The 24072-nt window shown below is 61.1% G+C and carries 21 protein-coding genes; 9 read left to right on the plus strand and 12 right to left on the minus strand.

All coding sequences use genetic code 11. The annotated features are described in order from the left end of the window. Positions 1-25 precede the first annotated feature (25 nt). From ACF8O8_RS07245 to ACF8O8_RS07265, 5 genes are all read right to left on the minus strand, one after another. Entirely contained in the window at positions 26-598 is a 573-nt protein-coding gene (locus ACF8O8_RS07245; protein ID WP_004576931.1) for a lipocalin family protein, read from the minus strand. After that, positions 595-849 (minus strand): outer membrane protein assembly factor BamE, encoded by a 255-nt coding sequence (gene bamE, locus ACF8O8_RS07250; RefSeq protein ID WP_003249234.1) that lies wholly within the window; start codon positions 847-849, stop codon positions 595-597. The genes ACF8O8_RS07245 and bamE overlap by 4 nt, the downstream gene beginning before the upstream one ends. A 227-nt stretch (positions 850-1076) precedes the next feature. Beyond that, positions 1077-1673, minus strand: coding sequence for a DUF924 family protein (locus tag ACF8O8_RS07255; RefSeq protein WP_104886960.1), 597 nt, complete (start codon positions 1671-1673; stop codon positions 1077-1079). Positions 1674-1676: 3 nt separating this feature from the next. Next, complete coding sequence (locus ACF8O8_RS07260) at positions 1677-2687, minus strand: class 1 fructose-bisphosphatase (protein WP_010955595.1); 1011 nt, start codon at positions 2685-2687, stop codon at positions 1677-1679. A 246-nt stretch (positions 2688-2933) separates the two neighbouring features. Next, positions 2934-5384, minus strand: coding sequence for a glycogen/starch/alpha-glucan phosphorylase (locus ACF8O8_RS07265; protein WP_392509444.1), 2451 nt, complete (start codon positions 5382-5384; stop codon positions 2934-2936). 184 nt (positions 5385-5568) lie between these two features. On the opposite strand from ACF8O8_RS07265, the gene ACF8O8_RS07270 reads away from it, so the two are divergent. Next, a complete protein-coding gene (locus tag ACF8O8_RS07270; protein ID WP_003249225.1) occupies positions 5569-5973 on the plus strand; it encodes a YkgJ family cysteine cluster protein in 405 nt (134 codons plus the stop codon). A gap of 98 nt (positions 5974-6071) precedes the next feature. Here the strand turns inward: ACF8O8_RS07270 and ACF8O8_RS07275 are convergent, their stop codons facing one another. The 3 genes from ACF8O8_RS07275 to thiI form a co-directional block, all read right to left on the minus strand. Continuing rightward, entirely contained in the window at positions 6072-7493 is a 1422-nt protein-coding gene (locus tag ACF8O8_RS07275) for a PhoPQ-activated pathogenicity-related family protein (protein WP_392509445.1), read from the minus strand. A gap of 185 nt (positions 7494-7678) precedes the next feature. After that, positions 7679-9499 carry a translational GTPase TypA gene (gene typA, locus ACF8O8_RS07280; protein ID WP_010955599.1) on the minus strand — a complete coding sequence of 607 codons (1821 nt, stop codon included), beginning with the start codon at positions 9497-9499 and terminating at the stop codon, positions 7679-7681. Between the two features lie 128 nt (positions 9500-9627). Beyond that, entirely contained in the window at positions 9628-11082 is a 1455-nt protein-coding gene (thiI, locus tag ACF8O8_RS07285) for a tRNA uracil 4-sulfurtransferase ThiI (RefSeq protein ID WP_003249221.1), read from the minus strand. Between the two features lie 616 nt (positions 11083-11698). On the opposite strand from thiI, the gene glnA reads away from it, so the two are divergent. The 3 genes from glnA (at position 11699) to ntrC (ending at position 15989) form a co-directional block, all read left to right on the plus strand. Beyond that, positions 11699-13105 carry a type I glutamate--ammonia ligase gene (gene glnA, locus ACF8O8_RS07290; RefSeq protein ID WP_003249219.1) on the plus strand — a complete coding sequence of 469 codons (1407 nt, stop codon included), beginning with the start codon at positions 11699-11701 and terminating at the stop codon, positions 13103-13105. Between the two features lie 365 nt (positions 13106-13470). Further along, complete coding sequence (gene glnL, locus ACF8O8_RS07295; RefSeq protein WP_010955600.1) at positions 13471-14556, plus strand: nitrogen regulation protein NR(II); 1086 nt, start codon at positions 13471-13473, stop codon at positions 14554-14556. Continuing rightward, positions 14553-15989 (plus strand): nitrogen regulation protein NR(I), encoded by a 1437-nt coding sequence (gene ntrC / locus ACF8O8_RS07300; protein WP_010955601.1) that lies wholly within the window; start codon positions 14553-14555, stop codon positions 15987-15989. The genes glnL and ntrC overlap by 4 nt, the downstream gene beginning before the upstream one ends. Before the next feature lie 458 nt (positions 15990-16447). Here the strand turns inward: ntrC and ACF8O8_RS07305 are convergent, their stop codons facing one another. Then, a complete protein-coding gene (locus tag ACF8O8_RS07305) occupies positions 16448-16885 on the minus strand; it encodes a hypothetical protein (RefSeq protein WP_010955603.1) in 438 nt (145 codons plus the stop codon). Here ACF8O8_RS07305 and trmL point away from each other — a divergent pair. Next, a complete protein-coding gene (gene trmL, locus ACF8O8_RS07310) occupies positions 16884-17345 on the plus strand; it encodes a tRNA (uridine(34)/cytosine(34)/5-carboxymethylaminomethyluridine(34)-2'-O)-methyltransferase TrmL (protein ID WP_392509446.1) in 462 nt (153 codons plus the stop codon). The two genes, ACF8O8_RS07305 and trmL, sit on opposite strands and share 2 nt — an antisense overlap. Positions 17346-17500: 155 nt before the next feature. Here trmL and secB read toward each other — a convergent pair whose 3' ends face one another. The 3 genes from secB to ACF8O8_RS07325 are packed head-to-tail and all read right to left on the minus strand — an operon-like array spanning position 17501 to position 18695. Next, the gene (gene secB / locus ACF8O8_RS07315; protein WP_003249206.1) at positions 17501-17986 is read right to left on the minus strand and encodes a protein-export chaperone SecB; all 486 of its coding nucleotides are present in this window, start codon (positions 17984-17986) and stop codon (positions 17501-17503) included. 39 nt (positions 17987-18025) lie between these two features. Beyond that, positions 18026-18280, minus strand: a complete 255-nt coding sequence (gene grxC, locus ACF8O8_RS07320; protein ID WP_003249204.1) for a glutaredoxin 3 — start codon at positions 18278-18280, stop codon at positions 18026-18028. Between the two features lies 1 nt (position 18281). Continuing rightward, positions 18282-18695, minus strand: coding sequence for a rhodanese-like domain-containing protein (locus ACF8O8_RS07325; protein ID WP_010955605.1), 414 nt, complete (start codon positions 18693-18695; stop codon positions 18282-18284). Positions 18696-18902: 207 nt separating this feature from the next. Here ACF8O8_RS07325 and gpmI point away from each other — a divergent pair, with 207 nt between their 5' ends. The 4 genes from gpmI to ACF8O8_RS07345 all read left to right on the plus strand — a co-directional run bounded on the left by gpmI (position 18903) and on the right by ACF8O8_RS07345 (position 24066). Next, entirely contained in the window at positions 18903-20438 is a 1536-nt protein-coding gene (gene gpmI, locus ACF8O8_RS07330; RefSeq protein WP_010955606.1) for a 2,3-bisphosphoglycerate-independent phosphoglycerate mutase, read from the plus strand. Positions 20439-20578: 140 nt separating this feature from the next. Next, the gene (locus ACF8O8_RS07335) at positions 20579-21895 is read left to right on the plus strand and encodes a murein hydrolase activator EnvC (protein WP_014592693.1); all 1317 of its coding nucleotides are present in this window, start codon (positions 20579-20581) and stop codon (positions 21893-21895) included. A 78-nt stretch (positions 21896-21973) separates the two neighbouring features. Then, positions 21974-23290, plus strand: a complete 1317-nt coding sequence (locus ACF8O8_RS07340) for a S41 family peptidase (protein ID WP_004576741.1) — start codon at positions 21974-21976, stop codon at positions 23288-23290. 8 nt (positions 23291-23298) lie between these two features. Continuing rightward, on the plus strand, positions 23299-24066 hold the full coding sequence (locus tag ACF8O8_RS07345) for a divergent polysaccharide deacetylase family protein (RefSeq protein ID WP_392509447.1): 768 nt from the start codon (positions 23299-23301) through the stop codon (positions 24064-24066). Positions 24067-24072: the final 6 nt, after the last annotated feature.

Here is a 24072-nt window from a genome sequence, read left to right on the forward strand (position 1 = left end):
GGGTTGCAACGCAACCCCAAAAAACTCAGTGCATTTTTACTATTTGCTGATCGGACGCCCGCCAGATCAAGCGGCTGGTGTCATACCCCTGCTGCCGCGCCCTGGACAGCAGGTTCTCACGCTCCCAGGCCGGCAGTGTCGGTGTGCGCGACAGAATCCAAAGGTACTTGCGGTCCGGGCTGCCGACGATGGCCGTGCGGTAGTGGTCGTCCACATAAAGAATCCAGTACTCACCCCGCGCCACGCCTGGCACCAGCCTGGTGAACCAGTTATCGAACTCGACCCACAGCTTGTCGGTGTGCCCCGGCTCCTGGATATTCGCATGCCCTTCGGCGCGAAGCCATTCATCACCCATGGTGCGGCAGCGGTTGAGCACGCCATAACTGCCATCAGGCCTGAGGTTGTAATGGGCCTCGGACTGCTCGCAGCCTTCCTGGAAGCGCATGGGCAGGCGCGCCAGCTCGTACCATTTGCCCTGGTAGCGCTTGAGGTCGACATGGCCGGCGGTTTTCGGCGCCAGCGGGTCGTGCACGGAACCTGCACAACCGCCCAGCAGCAACGCCAGGCATACCCCCATCAGCAGGTACGCACGCCTCATTTGAGGCCCTGCCCGGAATACATCAGCACCTTGTCAGCTGCGTACTGCACGCTGATGAAGCTCTTCTCGTCCCCCCAGGTGCAGCTGCTCATGCCCAACGCGCCAGAACACTCGGTCGGCGTGCCGAGCAACTGCTCGACCTCGGCCTTGTTCATACCGGCCTTGATCTTGGAATAGTTTTCCTGATTGATCTTGCTGCAGGCAGTCAGCACGACGCACAGCGACAACAGGGCGAGGGAACGCAACGACATGAAGGGACACTCCTGAAAGATGATACAGGCGAGTGGCCTGCAGTGACCTTCGACGTGAAAATCCCTCCCAGGTTCCCTGCCCCACCCCCTATGTCCCTACACCATTGGTCGGATGGCCACTACTGTGCGATTAATCACAAAGCATTAATCATGCGCCCAATAAAAAAGGCCGCCCCCAATGGGAGCGGCCTTGCGTCGCGATGCCTGCACAGCAGGCCCCTTGGGCCTCAGAACCGGGACCCAGGCTCCAGCAAAAAGTCCATCTCTTCGCTGGTGCTCGGCCGCTCCAGCACCAGGTTGCGGTGCGGGAAGCGCCCGAAGCGGGCAATTACCCGCTGGTGCTGCTCGGCATAGTCGAGGAAGCCTTCGAACAGCCGGCGGTTGGCCTCGGGCTGTTCGTCCAGCAGCATTCGATAACGCTCCACGCACAGGTTCTGCCAGTCCAGCACTTCGGCATGCTCCAGTACCAGCAGCACGAACACGCGCTGGATCGGCAGCAGCTGGTAGTCCCAGCCCTTCTGCAGCCCCTGCATGGCGACTACCTGGGCACGCCGGTCGCCGTCGAAGGCACGCGGCGTGTCGCGGTAGATCATGCGTGGCAGCTGGTCGAGCAAAATCAGCAGGCCCAGCCAGCCCTGCGGGGTTTGCTGCCACTCTTCGAGCCCACCCGCCAGGGCGTGCTCGACCAGGTCGCCAAACAGCGCATGGGCGTCGGCATCGTAATGCTTGCCGAACCACAGCGTGCTCTTCTCGTCAGCCACGGCCTGGGCACTGGTGCCCCAACCGAACCACCATTCCAGCAACGGCTGCCAAGGTGCGAGCATGACTTACTCCTTGTGGTAAGCGGTGACGCGCTCGACCTCTTCCTTCGAGCCGAGAATCACCGACACGCGCTGGTGCAGGCTTTCTGGCTTGATGTCGAGGATGCGATCGTAACCGTTGGTGGAAGCGCCACCGGCCTGTTCGATGATGAACGACATCGGGTTGGCTTCGTACATCAGGCGCAGCTTGCCCGGCTTGCTTGGTTCGCGGGCGTCACGTGGGTACATGAACAGGCCGCCACGGGTCAGGATGCGGTGCACGTCGGCCACCATCGAGGCGATCCAGCGCATGTTGTAGTTCTTCTTCAGCGGGCCGGTCTCGCCTGCCAGCAGTTCGCCCACATAGCGCTGTACCGGGGCTTCCCAGTGACGCTGGTTGGACATGTTGATGGCGAACTCGGCGGTGGTCTCCGGTACGCGGATGTTTTCGTGGGTCAGCACGAAGCTGCCCAGTTCGCGATCCAGGGTGAAGCCCTTGACGCCGTTGCCCAGGGTCAGGATCAGCATGGTCTGCGGGCCGTAGATGGCATAACCGGCAGCAACCTGCTCGGTACCTGGCTGCAGGAACGCTTCTTCGTTGAGGCTTTCGTTCTGGCTCAGGTACTGGTTAGGGCAACGCAGAACCGAGAAGATGGTACCGACCGACACGTTGACGTCGATGTTCGACGAACCGTCCAGCGGGTCGAAGACCAGCAGGTAGGCGCCTTTCGGGTACCTGCCCGGGATCTGGTACGCGTTGTCCATTTCTTCGGAAGCCATGCCAGCCAGGTGACCGCCCCACTCGTTGGCTTCCAGCAGGATATCGTTGGAAATCACGTCCAGTTTCTTCTGGACCTCGCCCTGCACGTTTTCAGTGCCCATGCTGCCCAGCACACCACCGAGGGCGCCTTTGGACACGTGGTGGCTGATTTCCTTGCACGCACGCGCTACCACTTCGATCAGGAAGCGCAGATCGGCAGGGGTATTGTTGCTGCGGGTCTGCTCAATCAGATAGCGACTCAGGGTAACGCGGGACATGTATGGCTCCGAACGGATTGGGGGGATGAAAAACCCACGCAGTTTACAGGGAGAGTGACGGGCTAGCGAGTGATGAGACTCGCCACGGCTCTCAGACGGCACAATAGGTCGGTAGTTCAGCCTTCGCCAGGCCGGTGGTCTGGTTGTGTGTCCATTCGCGGGCGCGCTCGCTCCCACAGGTACAGCGCAAGCCTTGAAGCTTGCGAGACACCTGTGGGAGCGGGCGTGCCCGCGAACGGCCTCACCTCAATCCAATGCCTTCCAGATCTCGGTGGCATATTCGCGAATGGTGCGGTCCGACGAGAACCAGCCCATCCGCGCGGTATTGAGCACCGCCTTGCGCCACCACTCCTGCGGTGTGTGCCACAGATCCTCGACCCGGCGCTGAGCATCCCAGTAGTCATCGAAATCGGCACACACCAGGAAGCGATCATAGGCCACCAGGCCGTCGATCAACCCGGTGTACCGGGAAGGGTCGTCTGGCGAGAACACACCACTACGAATGGCCTGCAACACATCGGTCAAGCGGTTGGAAGCGGCTATGGCAGCATTTGCGCCAAAATCACCGGCACGCTTGCGCGCTTCAACCTGCTGCGAGGTCAGGCCAAAGATGAACATGTTGTCGGCCCCCACCTGTTCGCACATCTCCACGTTGGCGCCATCCAGGGTGCCAATGGTCAACGCACCATTGAGGCCGAACTTCATGTTGCTGGTACCGGAAGCTTCGTAACCCGCGGTGGATATCTGCTCGGAAAGGTCCGCCGCCGGGATGATGCTCTCGGCCAGGCTGACGTTGTAGTTGGGCAGGAACACCACCTTCAGCAGGCCGCGCACTGTCGGGTCGTTGTTCACCACCCGGGCGATGTCGTTGGCCAGTTTGATGATCAGTTTGGCCTGATGGTAACTGGCCGCAGCCTTGCCAGCGAAGATCTTCACCCGCGGCACCCAGTTGGTGCCAGGTTCGTTGCGTATGGCCTGGTACAGTGCAACGGTGTGCATCAGGTTGAGCAACTGGCGCTTGTATTCGTGAATACGTTTAACCTGAACGTCGAATAGCGCCTCGGGGTTGACCGTGACGCCGATGCGATCCTGAATGATGCTGGCCAGGGCACGCTTGCTGTGCAGCCGCTGGGCAGCGAACTGCTTGCGGAAACCGGGTTTGTCGGCGAACGGCACCAGGCCCGCCAGAAGCGTCTGCGGGTCGTCCTTGAGTTCCGGCCCAAGCGCCTCGACCAGCATCTCGGTCAGCTGAGGGTTGGACTGGTACAACCAGCGGCGGAAGGTAATGCCGTTGGTCTTGTTGTTGATCCGTTGCGGGTAGAGCTTGTGCAGCTCGGAGAACACCGTGCTCTTCATCAACTTGCTGTGCAGCGCCGACACGCCGTTGACGCTGTGCGAGCCGAGAAACGCCAGATTGCCCATGCGCACCCGTCGGCCGTTGTCTTCCTCGATCAGCGAAACTGCGCGCAGCACGTCGAAATCGTGCAGGCCTTTGGCCCGCAACGCATCGATATGGTAGGCATTGATCAGGTAGATGATCTGCATGTGCCGCGGCAGCATGCGCTCCATCAGCGCTACCGGCCAGGTTTCCAGGGCTTCTGGCAACAGAGTATGGTTGGTGTAGGCGAGCGTGCCGACGGTCAGCTCCCATGCCTTTTCCCAAGGCACTTCGTGCTGATCCACCAGCAACCGCATCAGCTCCGCCACCGCAATCGAAGGGTGGGTGTCGTTTAGCTGGATCGCCGCTGCATCAGGCAGGTTGAGCAGGTCCTTGTGCATGTTCAGGTGGCGCCGCAGCAAGTCCTGCAGCGAAGCCGAGACGAAAAAGTACTCCTGGCGAAGGCGCAGTTCCTGGCCGGCCTCGGTACTGTCGGCGGGGTAAAGCACACGCGAAATGCTCTCGGCACGCGCCACTTCAGCCACAGCCCCCAAATGGTCACCGGCGTTGAAGCGCTCCAGGTGCAGCTCTTCCAGCGCCCGCGCGCGCCACAGGCGCAGGGTGTTGACGCTGGATCCACGCCAGCCGACTACCGGCGTGTCGTAGGCCACCGCCCGCACCGTCTCGCCCGGCCACCATACCTGGCGCTGGGTACCGCTTGCATCGTGCACCGTTTCGACACTGCCGCCAAAGCTGATCGGGTAGATCACCTCGGCGCGCTCGAACTCCCAGGGGTTGCCGAAATCCAGCCAGTTCTCGGTCTGTTCCTGCTGCCAGCCATCGACCACGGCCTGACGGAACAGCCCGTGCTCGTAGCGGATGCCGTAACCATGGGCAGCGATACCCAGGGTAGACATGCTCTCCATGAAGCACGCCGCCAGACGGCCAAGGCCACCATTGCCCAGCGCGGCGTCCGGTTCGAGCAGGCGAATGCGTTCGAGGTCCACATTCAGCCCTTCCAGGGCATCGCGGGCGACGTCCAGCAGGCCCAGGTTGCTCAGGCTGTCGTACAGCAAGCGGCCGATGAGAAACTCCAGGGAAAGGTAGTAGACACGCTTCTGGCTGCGCCGATAGGCCTGCCGGGTGTGATCCATCCAGTGGTCGACCATGTGATCGCGCGCGGCCAGGGCAATGGCTTCGAACCAGTCATGGTCGAAGGCGTGCTCGGGGTCCTTGCCGACCGCATAGGTCAGCTTGTTCAGTACAGCAGCGCGAAAATCCGCGACTTCGGCGTCACGTGCTTTAGGTTCCTGGGACATGCGGCATCCTCGGGCAAGTTGACGAAAGCGGAGGGAGAGTGTTGAGACTAGACCCTTCGACAGAGAGCGACAGTTACGGTTCGCAGTTTTCATGCCCACTCTGCGATTCCGGCAAAAGGTTGTTCATAAATTGAACAATTCCGGTATCATCGCGCGCCCCAAGACCGTGATCCACCCTATAAAGATGAAAACGACCCTGATCGCCGCGGCCGAAGTCGACCGCCTGGAGACCTGGCAGCGCTACACCAGCAACATGTGCCATGGCTGCCATTCGACCTGCTGCACCCTGCCGGTGGAGGTGAAGATCAAGGATCTGATCCGTATCGGCGTGGTCGACGAGTTCGAAAAAGACGAACCACCCAAGAACGTGGCCAAGCGCCTGCAAAAAGAAGGCATCATCGAGCGCTTCAACCAGAAGTCCGGGATCTTCACCCTGACCCGGATGAGCAACGACGACTGCATGTACCTGGATCGTAAAAGCCGGCTGTGCACCATTTATGACAAGCGCCCGGATACCTGCCGCAACCACCCCAAGGTCGGGCCACGGCCGGGGTATTGCGCCTACAAGCCCAAGGTGGTTGGGCGTTGAGTCTTGCGCCGGGGCATAAATCGAGCGCCGCGCGGGCGGCGCTCGATTCTGTGGCGATGCCGAGCTGGGCATGAAGCACTGAACCCACCGCTCCCATTTCAGCCAGCGGGGAAGCTCCGGCAAGCACCCCCCTGATCCGCTGGTGGATGCTCAGGATAAGTCTGCGGCAAAACGCTGACCGGGCTGGTGACAACGAAACCATCAGCAAACCGCGCCTCTACGAACCGCGCCTGCCAGCCTTGCGCCGGCGGCGCCCAGTCAAGGCTGAACGCCTCACTGGGGATGATCGTCTGCGATGTGTAGCGTACCCCGCAGGCATGGCGGAAGTCCCGATCCAAGGGGTTAGCCGCAGTCCATACCTTCACTGCTACAGGCATTTCCGAAAGCCGTACCAGCACATGCGCAGCTCCTTCGCCCGGAGCCACTTGCACGCGAGGCATCGGCAGGCTGGCCTGGATACGCTGAACCATCGGCACGAGGGTAGTGACAACATGCGCACGCACGCCCCCATGGTCCGAGTTCGGCAGCACCCTGAGGCTGGTCTGGCCAGGCAGGCGCTGCAGGTAGTCCGTGGCGTGATCAGGGGCGAAGAAATCATCCCCGCTGGCGGACACCAGGTATTTCGGTATCTTCAGGCGAGCACCCGGCTCATCCAGGTACTGCATCGGGTCCATCAGTGCCATCAACCGAGCGAAGGCCGGGCTGCCCAACTGCTGCAATACCTCCGCAGCCTGATAGGGCCAAAGCGCCAATGGCCATGAACCACCGTACCGCTTGCGCAAGCCCTCCAGCATGCTGGAAGTGTCGGCAACATCGATGACGCTGGGCACGATGGCAATTACCCGATCATCGGCCATGGCCGTCAGCCATGCACTCCAACCGCGTTTCGAGGCACCGGTGATGATGAACTGCTCGAGGCGTAGCTCGGGCAACGCGTCAGCCATGAGGTCCATGCCCCTGCTGGCGACAGCGGCCATTGGCACATGCAGCGGCAGCTCCGGGGCAGCCGCTTCGTTACGCAGCCAATGCGCCCAGGTGTGGGCCACGGCATCATCCTCGCGCATCGGCGCTTGTGCATCACGGAAGGTCACATACTGGTTGGGCACATCGCTGATCGACGCCACAACAGTCTGTGTCTGCACGGCAATGGCACTCAACGCCTCGGACGAGTAGTCAGGGATTTGTTGTTCCTCACCAAACCTCACACCGTTATTGACTACTACCAACGCTTTCTCCGCCAATGCCACGTCTGGCACGAACAGTTCGACGCGGTGCTCCCACAGGCGGGGCTCAACAACGGGCTCAGGCGACCAGGTCTGTGAGGTCATCCGGTATTGATACAGCGTATAGCCCTGTGCGGGTGTCTTCTGCTCCAACTGGTACTGCAAGGGTGCCTGTCTCACCTTCTCGACATGACAGCGGGCTATTTCCTGCGGTCGCAACGCGCTACACGCCTGCTGGGCACTGGCCTGAAAACTGACGGCGAGACACGGAATAAACAACAGGTAACGACAATTCATGTTCCAAGCTCCAAAGCAAGAGCCAGCCAACCTAAGCACGGCTTCTGATTGTCACAAGGCTCCTCGGTTTGCCGTCGAACAAGCACCTGCAAAACACAGTCGCTTCCTACTGGAGCTTTCCACAAGGCACACAAAAACGCCCCCGGCCTTTCGACCGGGGGCGTTTTCATTCAGCCTGAGCTAACTCAGTTCTTGGCTTTCTTGGCTGCGCGGGTACGCTCGCCTTCGTCCAGGATCTTCTTGCGCAGACGGATCGACTTAGGAGTCACTTCGCACAGCTCGTCGTCCTGGATGAATTCCAGGGCCTGCTCGAGGGTGTGGCGAACTGGCGGTACCAGGGCGATGACTTCGTCTTTGCCCGAAGCACGCATGTTGTCGAGCTTCTTGCCTTTGGTCGGGTTCACGCCCAGGTCGTTGTCACGGCTGTTCAGGCCGATGATCTGACCGTTGTAGATCTCCTGGCCGTGTTCAACGAACAGCTTGCCGCGAGCCTGCAGGGTTTCCAGCGAGTAGGTCAGTGCCTTGCCGGTCTCGACCGAAACCAGTACGCCGTTGAGGCGGCCGGACATCTGGCCCGACTTCATGGTGTCGTAGCGATCGAAGATCGAGGTCAGGATGCCTGCACCGTTGGTCAGGGTCAGGAACTGGTTACGGAAACCGATCAGACCACGGGCTGGAATGTTGTACTCCAGACGAACACGGCCCTTGCCATCCGGAACCATGTTGGTCAGGTCGCCTTTACGCAGACCCATCTCTTCCATGACCTTGCCCTGGGATTCTTCAGGGATGTCGATGGTGACGTTCTCGAACGGTTCCTGCTTCACGCCGTCGACTTCGCGGATGATCACTTCAGGACGGCCCACGGCCATTTCGAAGCCTTCACGACGCATGGTTTCGATCAGCACCGACAGGTGCAGCTCACCACGGCCCGAAACCTTGAACTTGTCAGGGGAGTCGGTCTCCTGAACGCGCAGAGCAACGTTGTACAGCAGCTCCTTGTCCAGACGGTCCTTGATGTTACGGCTGGTGACGAACTTGCCTTCTTTACCGCAGAACGGCGAGTCGTTGACCTGGAAGGTCATCGAAACGGTCGGCTCGTCAACGGTCAGCGGCTTCATCGCTTCTACCGCATCCGGGGCGCACAGGGTGTCGGAGATGAACAGCTCATCGAAACCGCTGATGCAGACGATATCGCCAGCCTGGGCTTCTTCGACGTCAACGCGGTGCAGACCGTGGTGACCCATCAGCTTCAGGATACGGCCGTTACGCTTCTTGCCGTTGGTGTCGATGGCGACAACCGGGGTGTTCGGCTTGACGCGGCCACGGGCGATGCGGCCAACACCGATAACGCCGAGGAAGCTGTTGTAGTCCAGTGCCGAGATCTGCATCTGGAACGGGCCGTCGCGGTCAACAGACGGTGCTGGTACGTTGTCGACGATCGACTGGTACAGCGGGGTCATGTCTTCGGCCATGGCAGTGTGGTCCAGGCCGGCAATGCCGTTCAGGGCCGAGGCGTAGACCACTTTGAAGTCCAGCTGTTCGTCGGTGGCACCGAGGTTGTCGAACAGGTCGAAGATCTGGTCCAGAACCCAGTCAGGACGTGCGCCCGGACGGTCAACCTTGTTGATCACGACGATTGGCTTCAGGCCGGCTTCGAAAGCCTTCTTGGTCACGAAGCGGGTTTGCGGCATCGGGCCGTCCTGGGCGTCGACCAGCAGCAGCACGGAGTCGACCATCGACATTACACGCTCAACCTCGCCACCGAAGTCGGCGTGGCCGGGGGTGTCGACGATGTTGATGTGGTAGCCGTTCCAGTTGATGGCGGTGTTTTTCGCCAGAATGGTAATACCGCGCTCTTTTTCCTGGTCGTTGGAGTCCATGACGCGCTCGTCGTTGAGCTCGTTACGCTCCAGAGTGCCGGACTGACGCAGGAGTTTGTCGACCAGAGTGGTTTTACCATGGTCAACGTGGGCGATGATGGCGATGTTACGCAGATTTTCGATCACAAGTGTATCTCGATCAGAGGATTCGGTTGCCGCCCAGTGTAGGCGGCCAATATGTACCGTTTAAGGCTCAGCGGGCCCGGCGGTCGGGAGGGCGATGGCGAATACTGCCGCCATACAGCCCCGGCGTCTTATGTCGGACGATAAACACGCACATTGGCATGTCCCTCACTGAGCAGATGGTGTGCGTGCAAACGGCTCATCACACCCTTGTCGCAATACAGCAAGTACTGGCGCGTGGGGTCCAGGTGCTTGAACTTGCTGTTGATGGCGTAGAACGGCATGGCCTGGACTTCGATACCTTCCAGCACCAGAGGTTCGTCTTCCTGGGCATCGGGGTGGCGAATGTCGATGACGATCTGGCCTGGCAGCGCCTCGGCCACTTCCTCGATTTCGATGTCCTTGCCCAGCTCATCGATCACATGATCGATGGAAATGAACTTGGCGCGCTCAAGAGCGCGCTCCAGCACGGCCATGTCGAACTGCTTTTCTTCGTGCTCCATGCGGTGACGCTTGGCATGGGTGGTCGGGTTTACCGAGATCACGCCGCAGTATTCCGGCATGTGCTTGGCAAAGTCCGCGGTGCCGATTTCGGTGGCCTGGTCGATGATGTCCTGCTTGTGGCTGGCCAGCAGCGGGCGCAGCACCAGCTTGTCGGTGGCCGAGTCGATGATCGACAGGTTCGGCAGGGTCTGGCTGGACACCTGGGAAATCGCTTCGCCGGTCACCAGCGCGTCAATCTGCAGGCGGTCGGCCATATGGGCGGCGCCGCGCAGCATCATGCGCTTGAGGGTCACGCCCATGTAGCTGTTGTCGACCTTGTTGAGGATCTCGCCAACCACTTCTTCGAACGGCACGCTGATGAACAGTACGCGCTGGCTGCTGCCGTATTTTTTCCACAGGTAATGGGCCACTTCCATTACGCCCAGCTCGTGGGCACGGCCGCCGAGGTTGAAGAAGCAGAAGTGGGTCATCAGGCCGCGGCGCATCATCTGGTAGGCCGCAACGGTGGAGTCGAAACCACCGGACATCAGCACCAGAGTCTGCTCCAGGGCACCCAGCGGATAACCGCCGATGCCATTGTGCTGGTTGTGGATCACGTACAGGCGCTGGTCGCGGATTTCGATGCGCACCAGCACTTCAGGCTTTTTCAGCTCGATCCCGGCGGCGCCACACTGCTGGCGCAACTGGCTGCCGACGTAACGGTCGACGTCCATCGAGGTGAAATCATGGTGGCCACCGCGTTTGCAGCGCACGGCGAAGTGCTTGCCGGCCAGCAGGTGGCCGAAGTGGTGCTTGCACTTGGCGACGATGTCGTCGAAGTCACCCAGCGGGTATTCCTCTACCTGCAGGAAGTGGGTGATACCCGGGGTGCAGGTGAGGCGTTCGATCATCTCGCGCTGGACTTTTTCGTCTTCGACGCGGGTGACCACCTCGAGATTGTCCCAGACACCATCGACCGCGAGCTCAGGGTCGAGATCCTTGAGCACGTTGCGGATGTTCTTGCCAAGCTGGCGGATGAAGCGCTTGCGCACCGGCCGGCTTTTGATGGTGATTTCTGGGAAGACTTTGACGATAAGTTTCATTGGTTAACAGCGCGCGCAGGGCCTGCCGAAAATGAGGGGCGCGAATTATATCGGAAATTGCTCAGGATTTGACCAACTTTTGATCAGAAGCTTTGAGATAAATGTCAGAGCCGGATTTTTTGGTGCCCGTTAGATCGAGCGCCGCCCGCGCGGCGCATCGCGAGCAAGCTCGCTCCTACGTCTGTTTCGGGCCTATATGCCTGTGGGATTTGCGCGCGAACGCCTTGGCGCATGGCGCAATATATTGCGTCGTACAAACAAGGCGGTCGCGCGCGCCTGTCACAGGCGTAACTGGCCCGAAACAGACGTAGGAGCGAGCTTGCTCGCGATGCGCCGCGCGGGCGGCGCTCGGTCTCACGGGCACCACAAAAACCAAGGCGTGCACCCTTATGGTGCGCCACCTCCAAAATTCGCATCTTAAGAGTGCACTTTCCCTGCCTGCCCCAACGCCAAATGCCCGCAAACGCCCCCTTTTATCCCACCCTCGCCATTTTCGGGCACTGGCATGCAATTTGCTCCCTTGTGAGGCAGGTAAGCTTGGCCGACTATCCGCGCCCGGCAACACCCTTTTTCCAGGGCAGCGGCCCACCGCGCTCTAGACCATCCGGAGGACAACATGTCGAAGTCGGTTCAACTCATCAAAGATCATGACGTCAAGTGGATTGATCTGCGTTTCACGGACACCAAAGGCATTCAGCACCACGTGACCATGCCGTCGCGTGATGCGCTGGACGAAGACTTCTTCGAAGTCGGCAAGATGTTCGACGGTTCCTCCATCGCTGGCTGGAAAGGCATCGAAGCTTCCGACATGATCCTGATGCCGGTCGACGAAACCGCCGTTCTGGACCCGTTCACCGAAGAACCAACCCTGATCATCACCTGCGACATCGTCGACCCGTCGAGCATGCAGGGCTACGACCGCGACCCACGTGCCATCGCCAAGCGTGCTGAAGAGTACCTGAAGAGCACCGGCATCGGTGACACCGTATTCGCCGGCCCAGAGCCTGAGTTCTTCATCTTCGACGAAGTGAAGTTCCACTCGGACATCTCCGGTTCGATGTTCAAGATCTTCTCCGAGCAGGGCTCGTGGATGACCGGCGCTGACGTGGAAGGCGGCAACAAAGGCCACCGTCCAGGCGTGAAAGGCGGCTACTTCCCGGTTCCGCCGTTCGACCACGACCACGAAATCCGTACTGCCATGTGCAACGCCCTGGAAGAAATGGGCCAGACCGTTGAAGTTCACCACCACGAAGTGGCGACTGCCGGCCAGAACGAAATCGGCGTCAAGTTCAACACCCTGGTGAAGAAGGCTGACGAAGTACAGGCGCTGAAATACGTCGTGCACAACGTTGCCGACGCTTACGGCCGTACCGCCACCTTCATGCCGAAGCCACTGTACGGCGACAACGGCTCGGGCATGCACGTGCACATGTCGATCTGGAAAGACGGCAAGAACACCTTCTCGGGTGAAGGCTATGCCGGCCTGTCCGACACCGCCCTGTACTTCATCGGCGGTATCATCAAGCACGGTAAGGCCCTGAACGGCTTCACCAACCCGTCGACCAACTCGTACAAGCGTCTGGTCCCAGGCTTCGAAGCCCCGGTAATGCTGGCCTACTCGGCTCGCAACCGTTCCGCCTCGATCCGTATTCCTTACGTTGGCAGCCCGAAAGCCCGCCGTATCGAAGCACGCTTCCCGGACCCATCGGCCAACCCGTACCTGGCGTTCGCGGCCCTGCTGATGGCTGGCCTGGACGGCATCCAGAACAAGATTCACCCAGGCGACGCGGCCGACAAGAACCTGTACGACCTGCCACCAGAAGAAGCCAAGAACATCCCGCAAGTGTGCGGCAGCCTGAAAGAAGCTCTGGAAGAGCTGGATAAAGGCCGTGCGTTCCTGACCAAGGGCGGCGTGTTCTCCGACGACTTCATCGATGCCTTCATCGAGCTGAAGAGCGAAGAAGAAATCAAGGTCCGTACCTTCGTACACCCGCTGGAATACGAGCTGTACTACAGCTGCTGATCTGATTGGCGCCTCGCGCCGATGACATGATCAAAACGGCCTCCCTCGGGAGGCCGTTTTTGTTTCTGCGCACCTTGCAGAAGCACCACTGATTCGCCTGCCACGCTATGCTCTATCTTGGTGCACTAATTCATGCCATGCCCTCAATTGCTCCCCAATCTGGTTCAGATTAAACGTTTCATCAAGACTTTCTGATCCGAATTTGCGCAGATTCAGGCCTTTATCGGTAAATCCCGCTTCTTTTCGGAGCTTTGGTTTGTTTCTTGCATTTTCTTATTCAGAGTCTCGCATCAGTGGATCCACCCCGCGTCCGGCCCTGACCAAAGCAGTGCCAGGCAAGCGCCAAACGAGGTCAACGACGCCTTATGACCATCAGCGATGCACAGCACCGTCTGCTTCTGGACAACCTGACCACCGCCACGTTGCTGCTCAACGCCGAGCTGCGCCTGGAGTACATGAACCCGGCCGCAGAAATGCTGCTGGCCGTCAGTGGCCAGCGCAGCCATGGGCAGTTCATCAGCGAGCTGTTCACCGAATCGACCGAGGCGCTCAGTTCGCTGCGCCAGGCGGTCGAGCAGGCGCACCCGTTCACCAAGCGTGAAGCGCAGCTTACATCGCTGACCGGGCAGACCATCACCGTCGACTACGCGGTAACGCCGATACTGCATCAAGGCCAGACCCTGCTGTTGCTCGAGGTGCACCCGCGTGACCGGTTGCTGCGCATCACCAAGGAAGAGGCCCAACTGAGCAAGCAGGAAACCACCAAGATGCTGGTGCGCGGCCTGGCCCACGAAATCAAGAACCCCCTTGGCGGCATCCGCGGAGCGGCCCAGCTACTGGCCCGCGAACTGCCCGAGGAAGGGCTGCGCGACTACACCAATGTGATCATCGAGGAGGCCGACCGCTTGCGTAACCTGGTCGACCGCATGCTCGGCTCGAACAAGCTGCCGTCGCTGGCCATGACCAATATTCACGAAGTGCTGGAGCGGGTGTGCAGCCTGGTCGATGCCGAAAGCCAGGGGTGCATCACTTTGGTGCGCGATTACGACCCAAGCCTGCCGGACGTGCTGATCGACCGAGAACAGATGATTCAGGCCGTACTCAACATCGTGCGCAACGCCATGCAGGCGATCAGCTCGCAGAATGAACTGCGCCTGGGTCGCATCACCTTGCGCAGCCGCGCCCTGCGCCAGTTCACCATCGGCCACGTGCGTCACCGCCTGGTAGCGCGGGTAGAGATCATCGACAACGGCCCGGGCATCCCGCCGGAACTGCAGGAAACCCTCTTCTATCCCATGGTCAGTGGCCGCCCGGACGGTACCGGGCTGGGCCTGGCCATTACCCAGAACATCATCAGCCAGCACCAGGGCCTGATCGAGTGTGAAAGCCACGCTGGCCATACCGCCTTCTCGATTTACCTGCCTCTGGAACAAGGAGCCACCGCCTCATGAGCCGAAGTGAAACCGTATGGATCGTCGACGATGATCGCTCCATCCGCTGGGTCCTGGAAAAAGCCCTGCAACAGGAAGGCATGACCACCCAGAGCTTCGACAGCGCAGACGGTGTCATGGGGCGCCTGGCACGTCAGCAACCCGACGTGATCATTTCCGACATTCGCATGCCTGGCACCAGCGGCCTCGACCTGCTGGCGCAGATCCGCGAGCAGCACCCGCGCCTGCCGGTCATCATCATGACCGCCCACTCCGACCTGGACAGCGCCGTGGCCTCGTACCAAGGCGGTGCCTTCGAGTACCTGCCCAAGCCATTCGACGTCGACGAAGCGGTATCGCTGGTCAAGCGCGCCAACCAGCACGCCCAGGAGCAGCAAGGCCTGGATGTGCCACAGAACCTGGCGCGCACCCCGGAAATCATTGGTGAAGCCCCGGCGATGCAGGAGGTGTTCCGCGCCATCGGCCGCCTCAGCCACTCCAACATCACCGTGCTGATCAACGGCGAGTCCGGCACCGGCAAAGAACTGGTGGCCCACGCCCTGCACCGGCACAGCCCACGCGCAGCATCCCCGTTCATTGCCCTGAACATGGCCGCCATCCCCAAGGACTTGATGGAGTCGGAGCTGTTCGGCCATGAGAAAGGCGCCTTCACAGGTGCTGCCAACTTGCGTCGCGGCCGTTTCGAGCAGGCCGATGGTGGCACGCTGTTTCTCGACGAAATCGGGGACATGCCTGCCGACACCCAGACCCGCCTGCTGCGTGTGCTGGCCGATGGCGAGTTCTACCGCGTGGGCGGCCATGTGCCGGTCAAGGTCGACGTGCGCATCATCGCCGCCACCCACCAGAACCTGGAGTCACTGGTGCAGGCCGGCAAGTTCCGTGAGGACTTGTTCCACCGCCTGAACGTGATCCGTATCCATATTCCGCGCCTGGCCGACCGCCGCGAGGATATCCCCGCCCTCGCCCGCCACTTCCTTGCCCGGGCGGCCCAGGAGCTGGCAGTCGAGCCGAAGATCCTCAAGCCGGAGACTGAAGAGTTCATCCGCAACCTGCCATGGCCGGGCAATGTGCGACAGATGGAGAACACCTGCCGCTGGATCACCGTGATGGCCTCCAGCCGCGAAGTGCTGATCGGCGACCTGCCACCAGAACTGCTGAACCTGCCACACGATGCCGCGCCGGTAACCAACTGGGAGCAGGCCCTGCGCCAGTGGGCCGACCAGGCCTTGGCGCGCGGGCAGACCAGCCTGCTGGACAGCGCAGTGCCGAGCTTTGAACGGATCATGATCGAGACGGCACTCAAGCACACCGCCGGCCGCCGTCGCGATGCTGCGCTGTTGCTGGGTTGGGGGCGCAATACCCTGACGCGCAAGATCAAGGAGCTGGGGATGAATGTGGCCGGGGGGGATGATGAGGAAGGTGATGACCACTGAGCTCTGAATTAGCTTTTTAGATTGCTGGGGCTGCTTTGCAGCCCATCGCGACACAAGGCCGCTCCCACAGGATCACCTCTGCCCCCTGGCTGATGCGATCCTGTGGGAGCGGCCTTGTGTCGCGATGGGGCGCAAAGCGGCCCCAGTCATTTCAGCCTTCTGAATGCACCGTTCCTGTGCCCGCTGCACCTCTGAAAGGCACAAATCCCCTCAAAATCCGGCCAAATCACCCGAAAAGCCCAGTATTCACGGCTTTTGCAAAACTGGCACGCCCCCTGCAATAAGCAATACATCTCCAGTTTCGGGGGCCCTGGTACAGGCAGGCCGGGTGAACCCCTCTTTTATTTGCAGCACCGCCGCTTTTGGGGACCTCGGTACAGGCAGGCCGGGTATCCCCCCTTTATACGCAGTACCCCTTTTGGGGACCCTGGTACAGGCAGGCCGGGATATCCCCTCTTTTATTCGTGCAGTTTCACTTGCACCCGCCAGCGCCCAGCGTCCTCTGCACCGGCCCATTCGCCGTGCAGGGGGCGCGCGGCCACCACCGTCAGCAACAAACCTTCCTTGCTGTGCTGTACCCGCCAGCTCACCGGCTTGCCCTGCAGGCTGAGCTGCCCTTGCTGAGCCTTGCCCTGGGCCTGGAACAGCAACGCCACCGTCCCTTCCACGTTCTCGCCATGCAGCTTGGGCTCTTCGTTGAACCACAGCTCCAGGCCATCCTGCATCACTTGCACCTGCTGCAGTTCACGCTCGTCCGGCGTAGTCAGGCGACCGATCATCAGCCCTACCATCAAGCCGACGATCGCCAACGACAGCATCACCCGTGGGAAGGCCTTCGAACGCACGTCCGGTTCAGGGGTAGAATGCCCGTCATCTTCACGTTTGGAGCCGTGCATGTTTCACGTCATCCTTTTTCAACCAGAAATTCCGCCGAATACCGGCAACATCATTCGTCTATGCGCCAACAGCGGCTGTGCCCTGCACCTGATCGAACCCATCAGCTTCGAACTGGATGACAAGCGCCTGCGCCGCGCAGGGCTGGACTACCACGAGTATGCCACGCTCAAGCGCCACGATAGCCTAGCCGGATGCCTGGAAAGCCTTGGCAACCCACGGTTGTTCGCCTTTACCACCAAGGGCTCGCACCCGTTCCACGAAGTGGCCTTCCAGCCGGGCGACGCCTTCCTGTTCGGGCCAGAGAGCCGCGGGTTGCCGGCCGAGGTGCTGGATAGCCTGCCGGCCGAGCATCGCCTGCGCCTGCCGATGCGGCCGGGGTGCCGTAGCCTGAACCTGTCCAATACCGTGGCGGTGACGGTGTATGAGGCGTGGCGGCAGAACGGGTTTGCCGGGAGCTGATGTGTTGCCTGTGCGGGCCTCTTCGCGGGTAAACCCGCTCCTACGCAGGCCGAGGGAACGGCGCAATCCCCTGTAGGAGCGGGTTTACCCGCGAAGAGGCCCGCGCCGGCAACAAAAAAGCGCCCCGAGAGGCGCTTTCTTGAAACCGGCAGTAATTACTGCACAGTAGGCGCTTCACCCGCTTCCTGCATACGCTGCATTTCTTGCGCGTACAGGGCGTCGAAGTTGACCGGCGACAGCATCAGCGCCGGGAACGAACCGCGGGTCACCAGGCTGTCCAGGGCCTCACGGGCATAAGGGAACAGGATGTTCGGGCAGAACGCACCCAAGGTGTGGCTCATCGAAGGCGCATCGAGGTTGGCGATCAGGAAGATACCGGCCTGCTGCACTTCAGCAATGAAGGCCACTTCGTCACCGTTCTTGACGGTAACCGACAGGGTCAGCACGACCTCGTGGAAGTCACCTTCCAGGGATTTCTGCTTGGTGTTCAGGTCCAGGGCAACGCTCGGTTCCCAGGTCTGACGGAAGATCTGCGGGCTTTTCGGGGCCTCGAACGACAGGTCACGCACATAGATGCGTTGCAGGGAGAACTGAGGGCTGTTGTCTTCTGCAGCAGCGCCGTTGGTCTGTTGGTCAGTCATGTCAGATCCTTATCCTAATGTTTTTGAATGCAGTGCAAATCAGGCCGCCAGCAACGCGTCGAGCTTGCCCGCGCGCTCCAGGGCATAGAGGTCATCGCATCCACCGACATGGGTGCTGCCGATCCAGATCTGCGGCACCGACGTGCGGCCGGCTTTCTGACTCATCTCGGCGCGAACCTGCGGCTTGCCGTCGACCTTGATTTCCTCGAAGGCCACGCCCTTGCTCTCGAGCAGGTACTTGGCGCGCATGCAGTAGGGGCAGTAGTCGCTGGAGTAGACGATGACAGGCTTCATATCACTTCACCAGGGGCAGGTTATCGGCTTTCCAGCTGGAAACGCCACCGCTCAGTTTGGCGGCGTTGTAACCAGCTTTGAGCAGCTCGCGGCAAATGGTGCCGGACTGCTGGCCCATCGCGTCGACGACGATCAAGGTCTTTTCTTTATGCTTGCCCAGCTCGGTCATGCGGTTGGCCAGCTTGTCCTGCGGGATGTTCACCGCGCCGACGATATGACCGGCGGAGTATTCCTTGGCCGGGCGAATGTCGATCACCAGGGCCTTCTCGGCATTGACCAGGGCTGTCAGTTGGCCGTTGGTCAGGCTTTGGCCACCACGACGGATTTCATTGATGAGCAGCAGGACCAGCAGAATGAGGAAGATCGCAACCAGGATGTAGTGATCTGTCGCGAATTGAATCAGGTGAGCAACCATCAGCGGTGTTCCAGGCGATTGAAAATGCCGGTCAGTATACACAGCCCCTTGGTGCCACCAAAGCCCGAGGGGCCGGCCACAAAACCACCTTCATGTTGCCACCACAGGTGCGCCGGTCGGTGGAATGGGACGAATATTCGCCGCAGGTGGCGTATTTGCCCTAAAATGCGTGTCTTTATCATCTTTGAACAACCGTGAGTTTGATTGATGACGAGCACGCCCAAACCCCTGGTCCTGATTATCCTGGATGGCTTCGGCCATAGCGATATCCCCGAACACAACGCCATCTTTGCCGCCAATAAACCGGTCTATGACCGCCTGTGCGCCACCCAGCCGCATGGCCTCATTTCCGGCTCGGGCATGGATGTCGGCCTGCCGGACGGGCAGATGGGCAACTCCGAAGTCGGTCATATGAACCTCGGCGCAGGTCGCGTCGTGTATCAGGACTTCACGCGGGTGACCAAGGCCATCCGCGACGGCGAGTTCTTCGAAAACCCGGTACTGACCGGTGCTGTGGACAAGGCAGTCGGTGCTGGCAAGGCCGTGCACATCCTGGGCCTGCTGTCCGATGGTGGTGTACACAGCCACCAGGACCACTTGGTGGCCATGGCCGAACTGGCCGCCCAGCGTGGCGCTGAAAAGATCTACCTGCACGCCTTCCTCGATGGCCGCGACACCCCGCCACGCAGCGCGCAGTCGTCCATCGAACTGCTCGACGCCACCTTCGCCAAACTGGGCAAGGGCCGTATCGCCAGCCTGATCGGCCGCTACTACGCCATGGACCGCGATAACCGCTGGGACCGCGTCAGCGCTGCCTACAACCTCATCGTCGACAGCGCTGCCGAGTACACCGCTGACACAGCCCTGGCAGGCCTTGAAGCAGCCTACGCCCGCGACGAAAGCGACGAATTCGTCAAGGCCACGCGCATTGGCGAAGCCGTCAAGGTCGAAGATGGCGATGCCGTGATTTTCATGAACTTCCGCGCCGACCGTGCTCGCGAGCTGTCGCGTGCATTCGTAGAGCCAGACTTCACGGAATTCGCCCGTGCGCGCCTGCCGAAGATGGCGGCGTACATCGGCCTGACCCAGTATTCGGCGAAGATCCCGGCACCAGCAGCCTTCGCTCCGTCCAGCCTGAACAACGTGCTGGGCGAATACCTTGCAAAAAACGGCAAGACCCAGCTGCGCATCGCCGAAACCGAGAAATACGCCCACGTCACCTTCTTCTTCTCGGGTGGCCGCGAAGAGCCGTTCGAAGGCGAAGAACGCATCCTGATCCCGTCGCCGAAGGTCGCCACCTATGACCTGCAACCGGAAATGAGCGCACCAGAGGTGACCGATCGCATCGTCGAAGCCATCGAACAGCAGCGCTTCGACGTCATCGTGGTCAACTACGCCAACGGCGACATGGTCGGCCACACCGGCGTGTTCGAGGCAGCGGTCAAGGCCGTCGAAGCACTGGATACCTGTGTAGGGCGCATTGTCGACGCACTGGACAAGGTCGGCGGCGAAGCGCTGATCACCGCTGACCACGGCAACGTCGAGCAGATGGAAGACGAGTGCACCGGCCAGGCGCACACCGCGCACACGACCGAGCCGGTACCGTTCATCTACGTGGGCAAGCGCAACGTGAAAGTGCGCGAGGGCGGCGTGCTGGCCGACGTGGCGCCAACCATGCTGAAGCTGCTGGGGCTGGAAAAGCCGGTGGAAATGACCGGTACCTCGATTCTGGTCGACGCCTGAATGTCGAAAGGGGCTGCGTTGCAGCCCCAATTGCACATGAATTCCAGACAAACGCCCCCCTGCATCCGCAGCGAGGCGTTTTTTTTGCCTGCCCAGGCGGGCATACTAGGCCAGTCTCCATCCTTGGTACGCCAAACCCCATGCTTCGCGCCCTGATCCTCCTAGCCCTGTCTTGCCTGCTCAGCCCGGCCTTCGCCGATGAGCGTGCGCAGACCCAGCAGCAACTGGATGCCACCCGCCAGGACATTGCCGAGCTCAAGAAAACGCTGAGCAAGCTCCAGGAAGAAAAGGCCGGTGTGCAAAAAGACCTCAAAGCCACCGAAACCGACATCGGCAACCTCGAAAAGCAGGTGGAGGCCCTGCAGCAAGAACTAAAAAAGACTGAAGGCGAGCTGGAGCGCCTTGATACCGAGAAAAAAAAACTCCAGAGCGCCCGCGTTGAACAACAACGACTGATCGCCATTCAGGCCCGTTCGGCCTACCAGAACAATGGTCGCGAGGAATACCTCAAGCTGCTGCTCAACCAGCAGAACCCCGAGAAATTCGCCCGCACCCTCACCTATTACGACTACCTGAGCAAGGCGCGCCTGGAGCAATTGCGCACCTTCAACGAGACCTTGCGCCAACTGGCCAACGTCGAACAGGAAATTTCCAGCCAGCAACAACAACTGCTGGCCCAGCGCACCGACCTCGACAGCCGCCGCCAGGCCCTGGAAACCGAGCGCGCCAAGCGCCAGCAGGTACTGGCAAAGCTCAACAGCGATGTGAAGGACCGCGATCAGAAGCTGCAAGCGCGCGAACAGGACCAGGCCGACCTGGCCAAGGTCTTGAAGACCATCGAGGAAACCCTCGCCCGCCAGGCCCGTGAAGCTGAAGAGGCACGCAAGAAGGCCCTGCTGGCGCAGCAGGAAGCGGAAAAACGCCGCCAGCAGGAAGCGCTGGCCGCCGCCGCTGCCCGCGACCGGGCCCGTGAGCCTGCAGAGCCAGTGGAACCTCCGAAAAAGGCCCGTACCACCCTCGGGCCGATGGTTTCCAGCGATGGCGCCAACTACGGCGGCGCATTTTCTGCTGCGCGGGGCAAACTTCCATGGCCAGTCAATGGTCGATTGCTGGCACGTTTCGGTGATGCCCGCGGTAGCGACGCCCGTGCCAAGTGGGACGGGGTTATGATCAGCGCCAACCCAGGCACCCAGGTACGTGCCGTGCACGGCGGGCGTGTGGTATTCGCGGACTGGTTGCGCGGTGCCGGGCTTCTGGTCATTCTCGACCATGGCAACGGTTACCTGAGCCTGTACGGCCACAACCAGAGCCTGCTCAAGAATGCCGGTGATATCGTCAAGGCCGGTGAAGCCATTTCCACCGTTGGCGACAGCGGTGGTCAGGACGCGGCAGGCTTGTATTTCGCTATCCGCCAGCAGGGCCGGCCTACCGACCCTTCGCAGTGGTGCCGGGGCTAGTCAAATTTCTACGGCGCAGCCTGAGTGCTGCGCCGATGCTCCCCAGGGAGCGCTTACAGGATCAGGAGTTCGTTCGACATGCTGCACTCGCCTCGTCTCACCCAGCTGGCCCTGTCCATCGCCCTGGCGGTCGGCGCGCCCCTGGCCACCGCCGCAGAGCCGGCCAAGGCCGCTGCAGTGCCAGCCACCGAGGTGACCGCCAAGGCGCCACTGCCGCTGGAAGAACTGCGCACCTTTGCCGAGGTCCTGGACCGCATCAAAGCTGCCTACGTCGAACCGGTAGACGACAAGACCCTGCTGGAAAACGCCATCAAGGGCATGCTTAGCAACCTTGACCCGCATTCGGCCTACCTCGGCCCCGAGGACTTCCAGGAGCTGCAGGAAAGCACCAGCGGCGAGTTCGGCGGGCTGGGCATTGAAGTAGGCCAGGAAGACGGCTTCATCAAGGTAGTTTCGCCAATCGACGACACCCCAGCCTCGCGTGCCGGCGTGCAGGCTGGTGACCTGATCGTCAAGATCAACGGCGCCCCGACCCGCGGCCAGACCATGACCGAAGCCGTCGACAAGATGCGCGGCAAGGTCGGCGAGAAAATCACCCTGACCTTGGTGCGCGACGGCGGCAACCCGTTCGACGTGAACCTGACCCGTGCAGTCATTCAGGTCAAGAGCGTGAAGAGCCAGCTACTGGAGAACGACTACGGCTACATCCGTATCACCCAGTTCCAGGTCAAGACCGGTGACGAAGTGGGCAAGGCCCTGGCCAAGCTGCGCAAGGACAACGGCAAGAAGCTGCGCGGGGTGGTGCTGGACCTGCGCAACAACCCAGGCGGCGTGCTGCAATCGGCAGTGGAAGTGGCCGACCACTTCCTGACCAAAGGCCTGATCGTCTACACCAAAGGCCGCATCGCCAACTCCGAGCTGCGTTTCTCGGCCGACCCGGCCGATGCCAGCGCAGGCGTGCCGCTGGTGGTACTGATCAACGGTGGCAGTGCATCGGCATCGGAAATTGTCGCCGGCGCCCTGCAGGACCAGAAGCGTGCCGTGCTGATGGGCACCGACAGCTTCGGCAAAGGCTCGGTGCAGACCGTGCTGCCACTGGCCAACGACCGCGCCCTGAAGCTCACCACTGCGCTGTACTACACCCCCAACGGCCGCTCGATCCAGGCTCAGGGCATTGTCCCGGACATCGAGGTGCGCCCGGCCAAGCTCACCGCCGAAGCCGACACCGAAAACTTCAAGGAAGCCGACCTGCAGGGCCACCTGGGCAACGGCAACGGCGGCGCCGACCGCCCGACCGGCAGCAGCAAGCGCAAGGAGCGCCCGCAGGATGACGACTTCCAGCTGAGCCAGGCACTGAGCCTGCTCAAGGGCCTGAACATCACCAAGGGCGACTGATCCACCCTATGCGTTATCTGCTGTGTCTGTTGTTTTGCCTGATGGCCGGAATCGCGCAAGCGGCGCCGGCCAACAAGGCCTACATGAGCATCATCATCGACGACCTGGGCCAGAGCCCCGAGCGTGACAGCCGTACCCTGGCCCTGCCCGGGCCGGTGACCATGGCGATCATGCCCGACACCCCGCATGCCACCGACTTTGCCCGCCAGGCGCACAAGGCCGGCAAGACGGTGATCCTGCACATGCCCATGGACCCGGCCACCGGACCCTATGCCTGGCACCCGGGCATCGCCATCGAAGAGCTGGCGCGGCGCCTGGACGCAGCATTGGTCAAGGTGCCCTACGCCGCCGGCATCAACAACCACATGGGCAGCCGCATGACCGCACAGCGTGAACCCATGGCGTGGTTGATGGGTGAGCTGCAGCGGCGCCATCTGTTCTTTGTCGACAGCCGCACCAGTGCCGCCACGGTCGCCGCAGCCGAGGCTCAAGCACACGATGTCGCGCATGTGTCACGGGATGTATTTCTGGATGACGTGCGCACGCCGGAAGCCATCGACGCTCAGCTGCAACAGGGTATTGCACTGGCCCGCAAGCAAGGCTCGGCCGTATTGATCGGCCACCCCTACCCGCAGACGCTAGCGGTACTGGAAAGTCAAATTCCACGGCTCAAGCAATTGGGGGTCGAACTGGTCACGCTGCCACAGATGATCGCCACACGTGGCAACCAGGCCATGCCTGCACACGGCAAGCATGGCCGTTACAGCAACCGCTAACATTCG

This window comes from Pseudomonas sp. TYF_14 (assembly GCF_043105275.1).
Lineage (GTDB): Bacteria > Pseudomonadota > Gammaproteobacteria > Pseudomonadales > Pseudomonadaceae > Aquipseudomonas > Aquipseudomonas alloputida.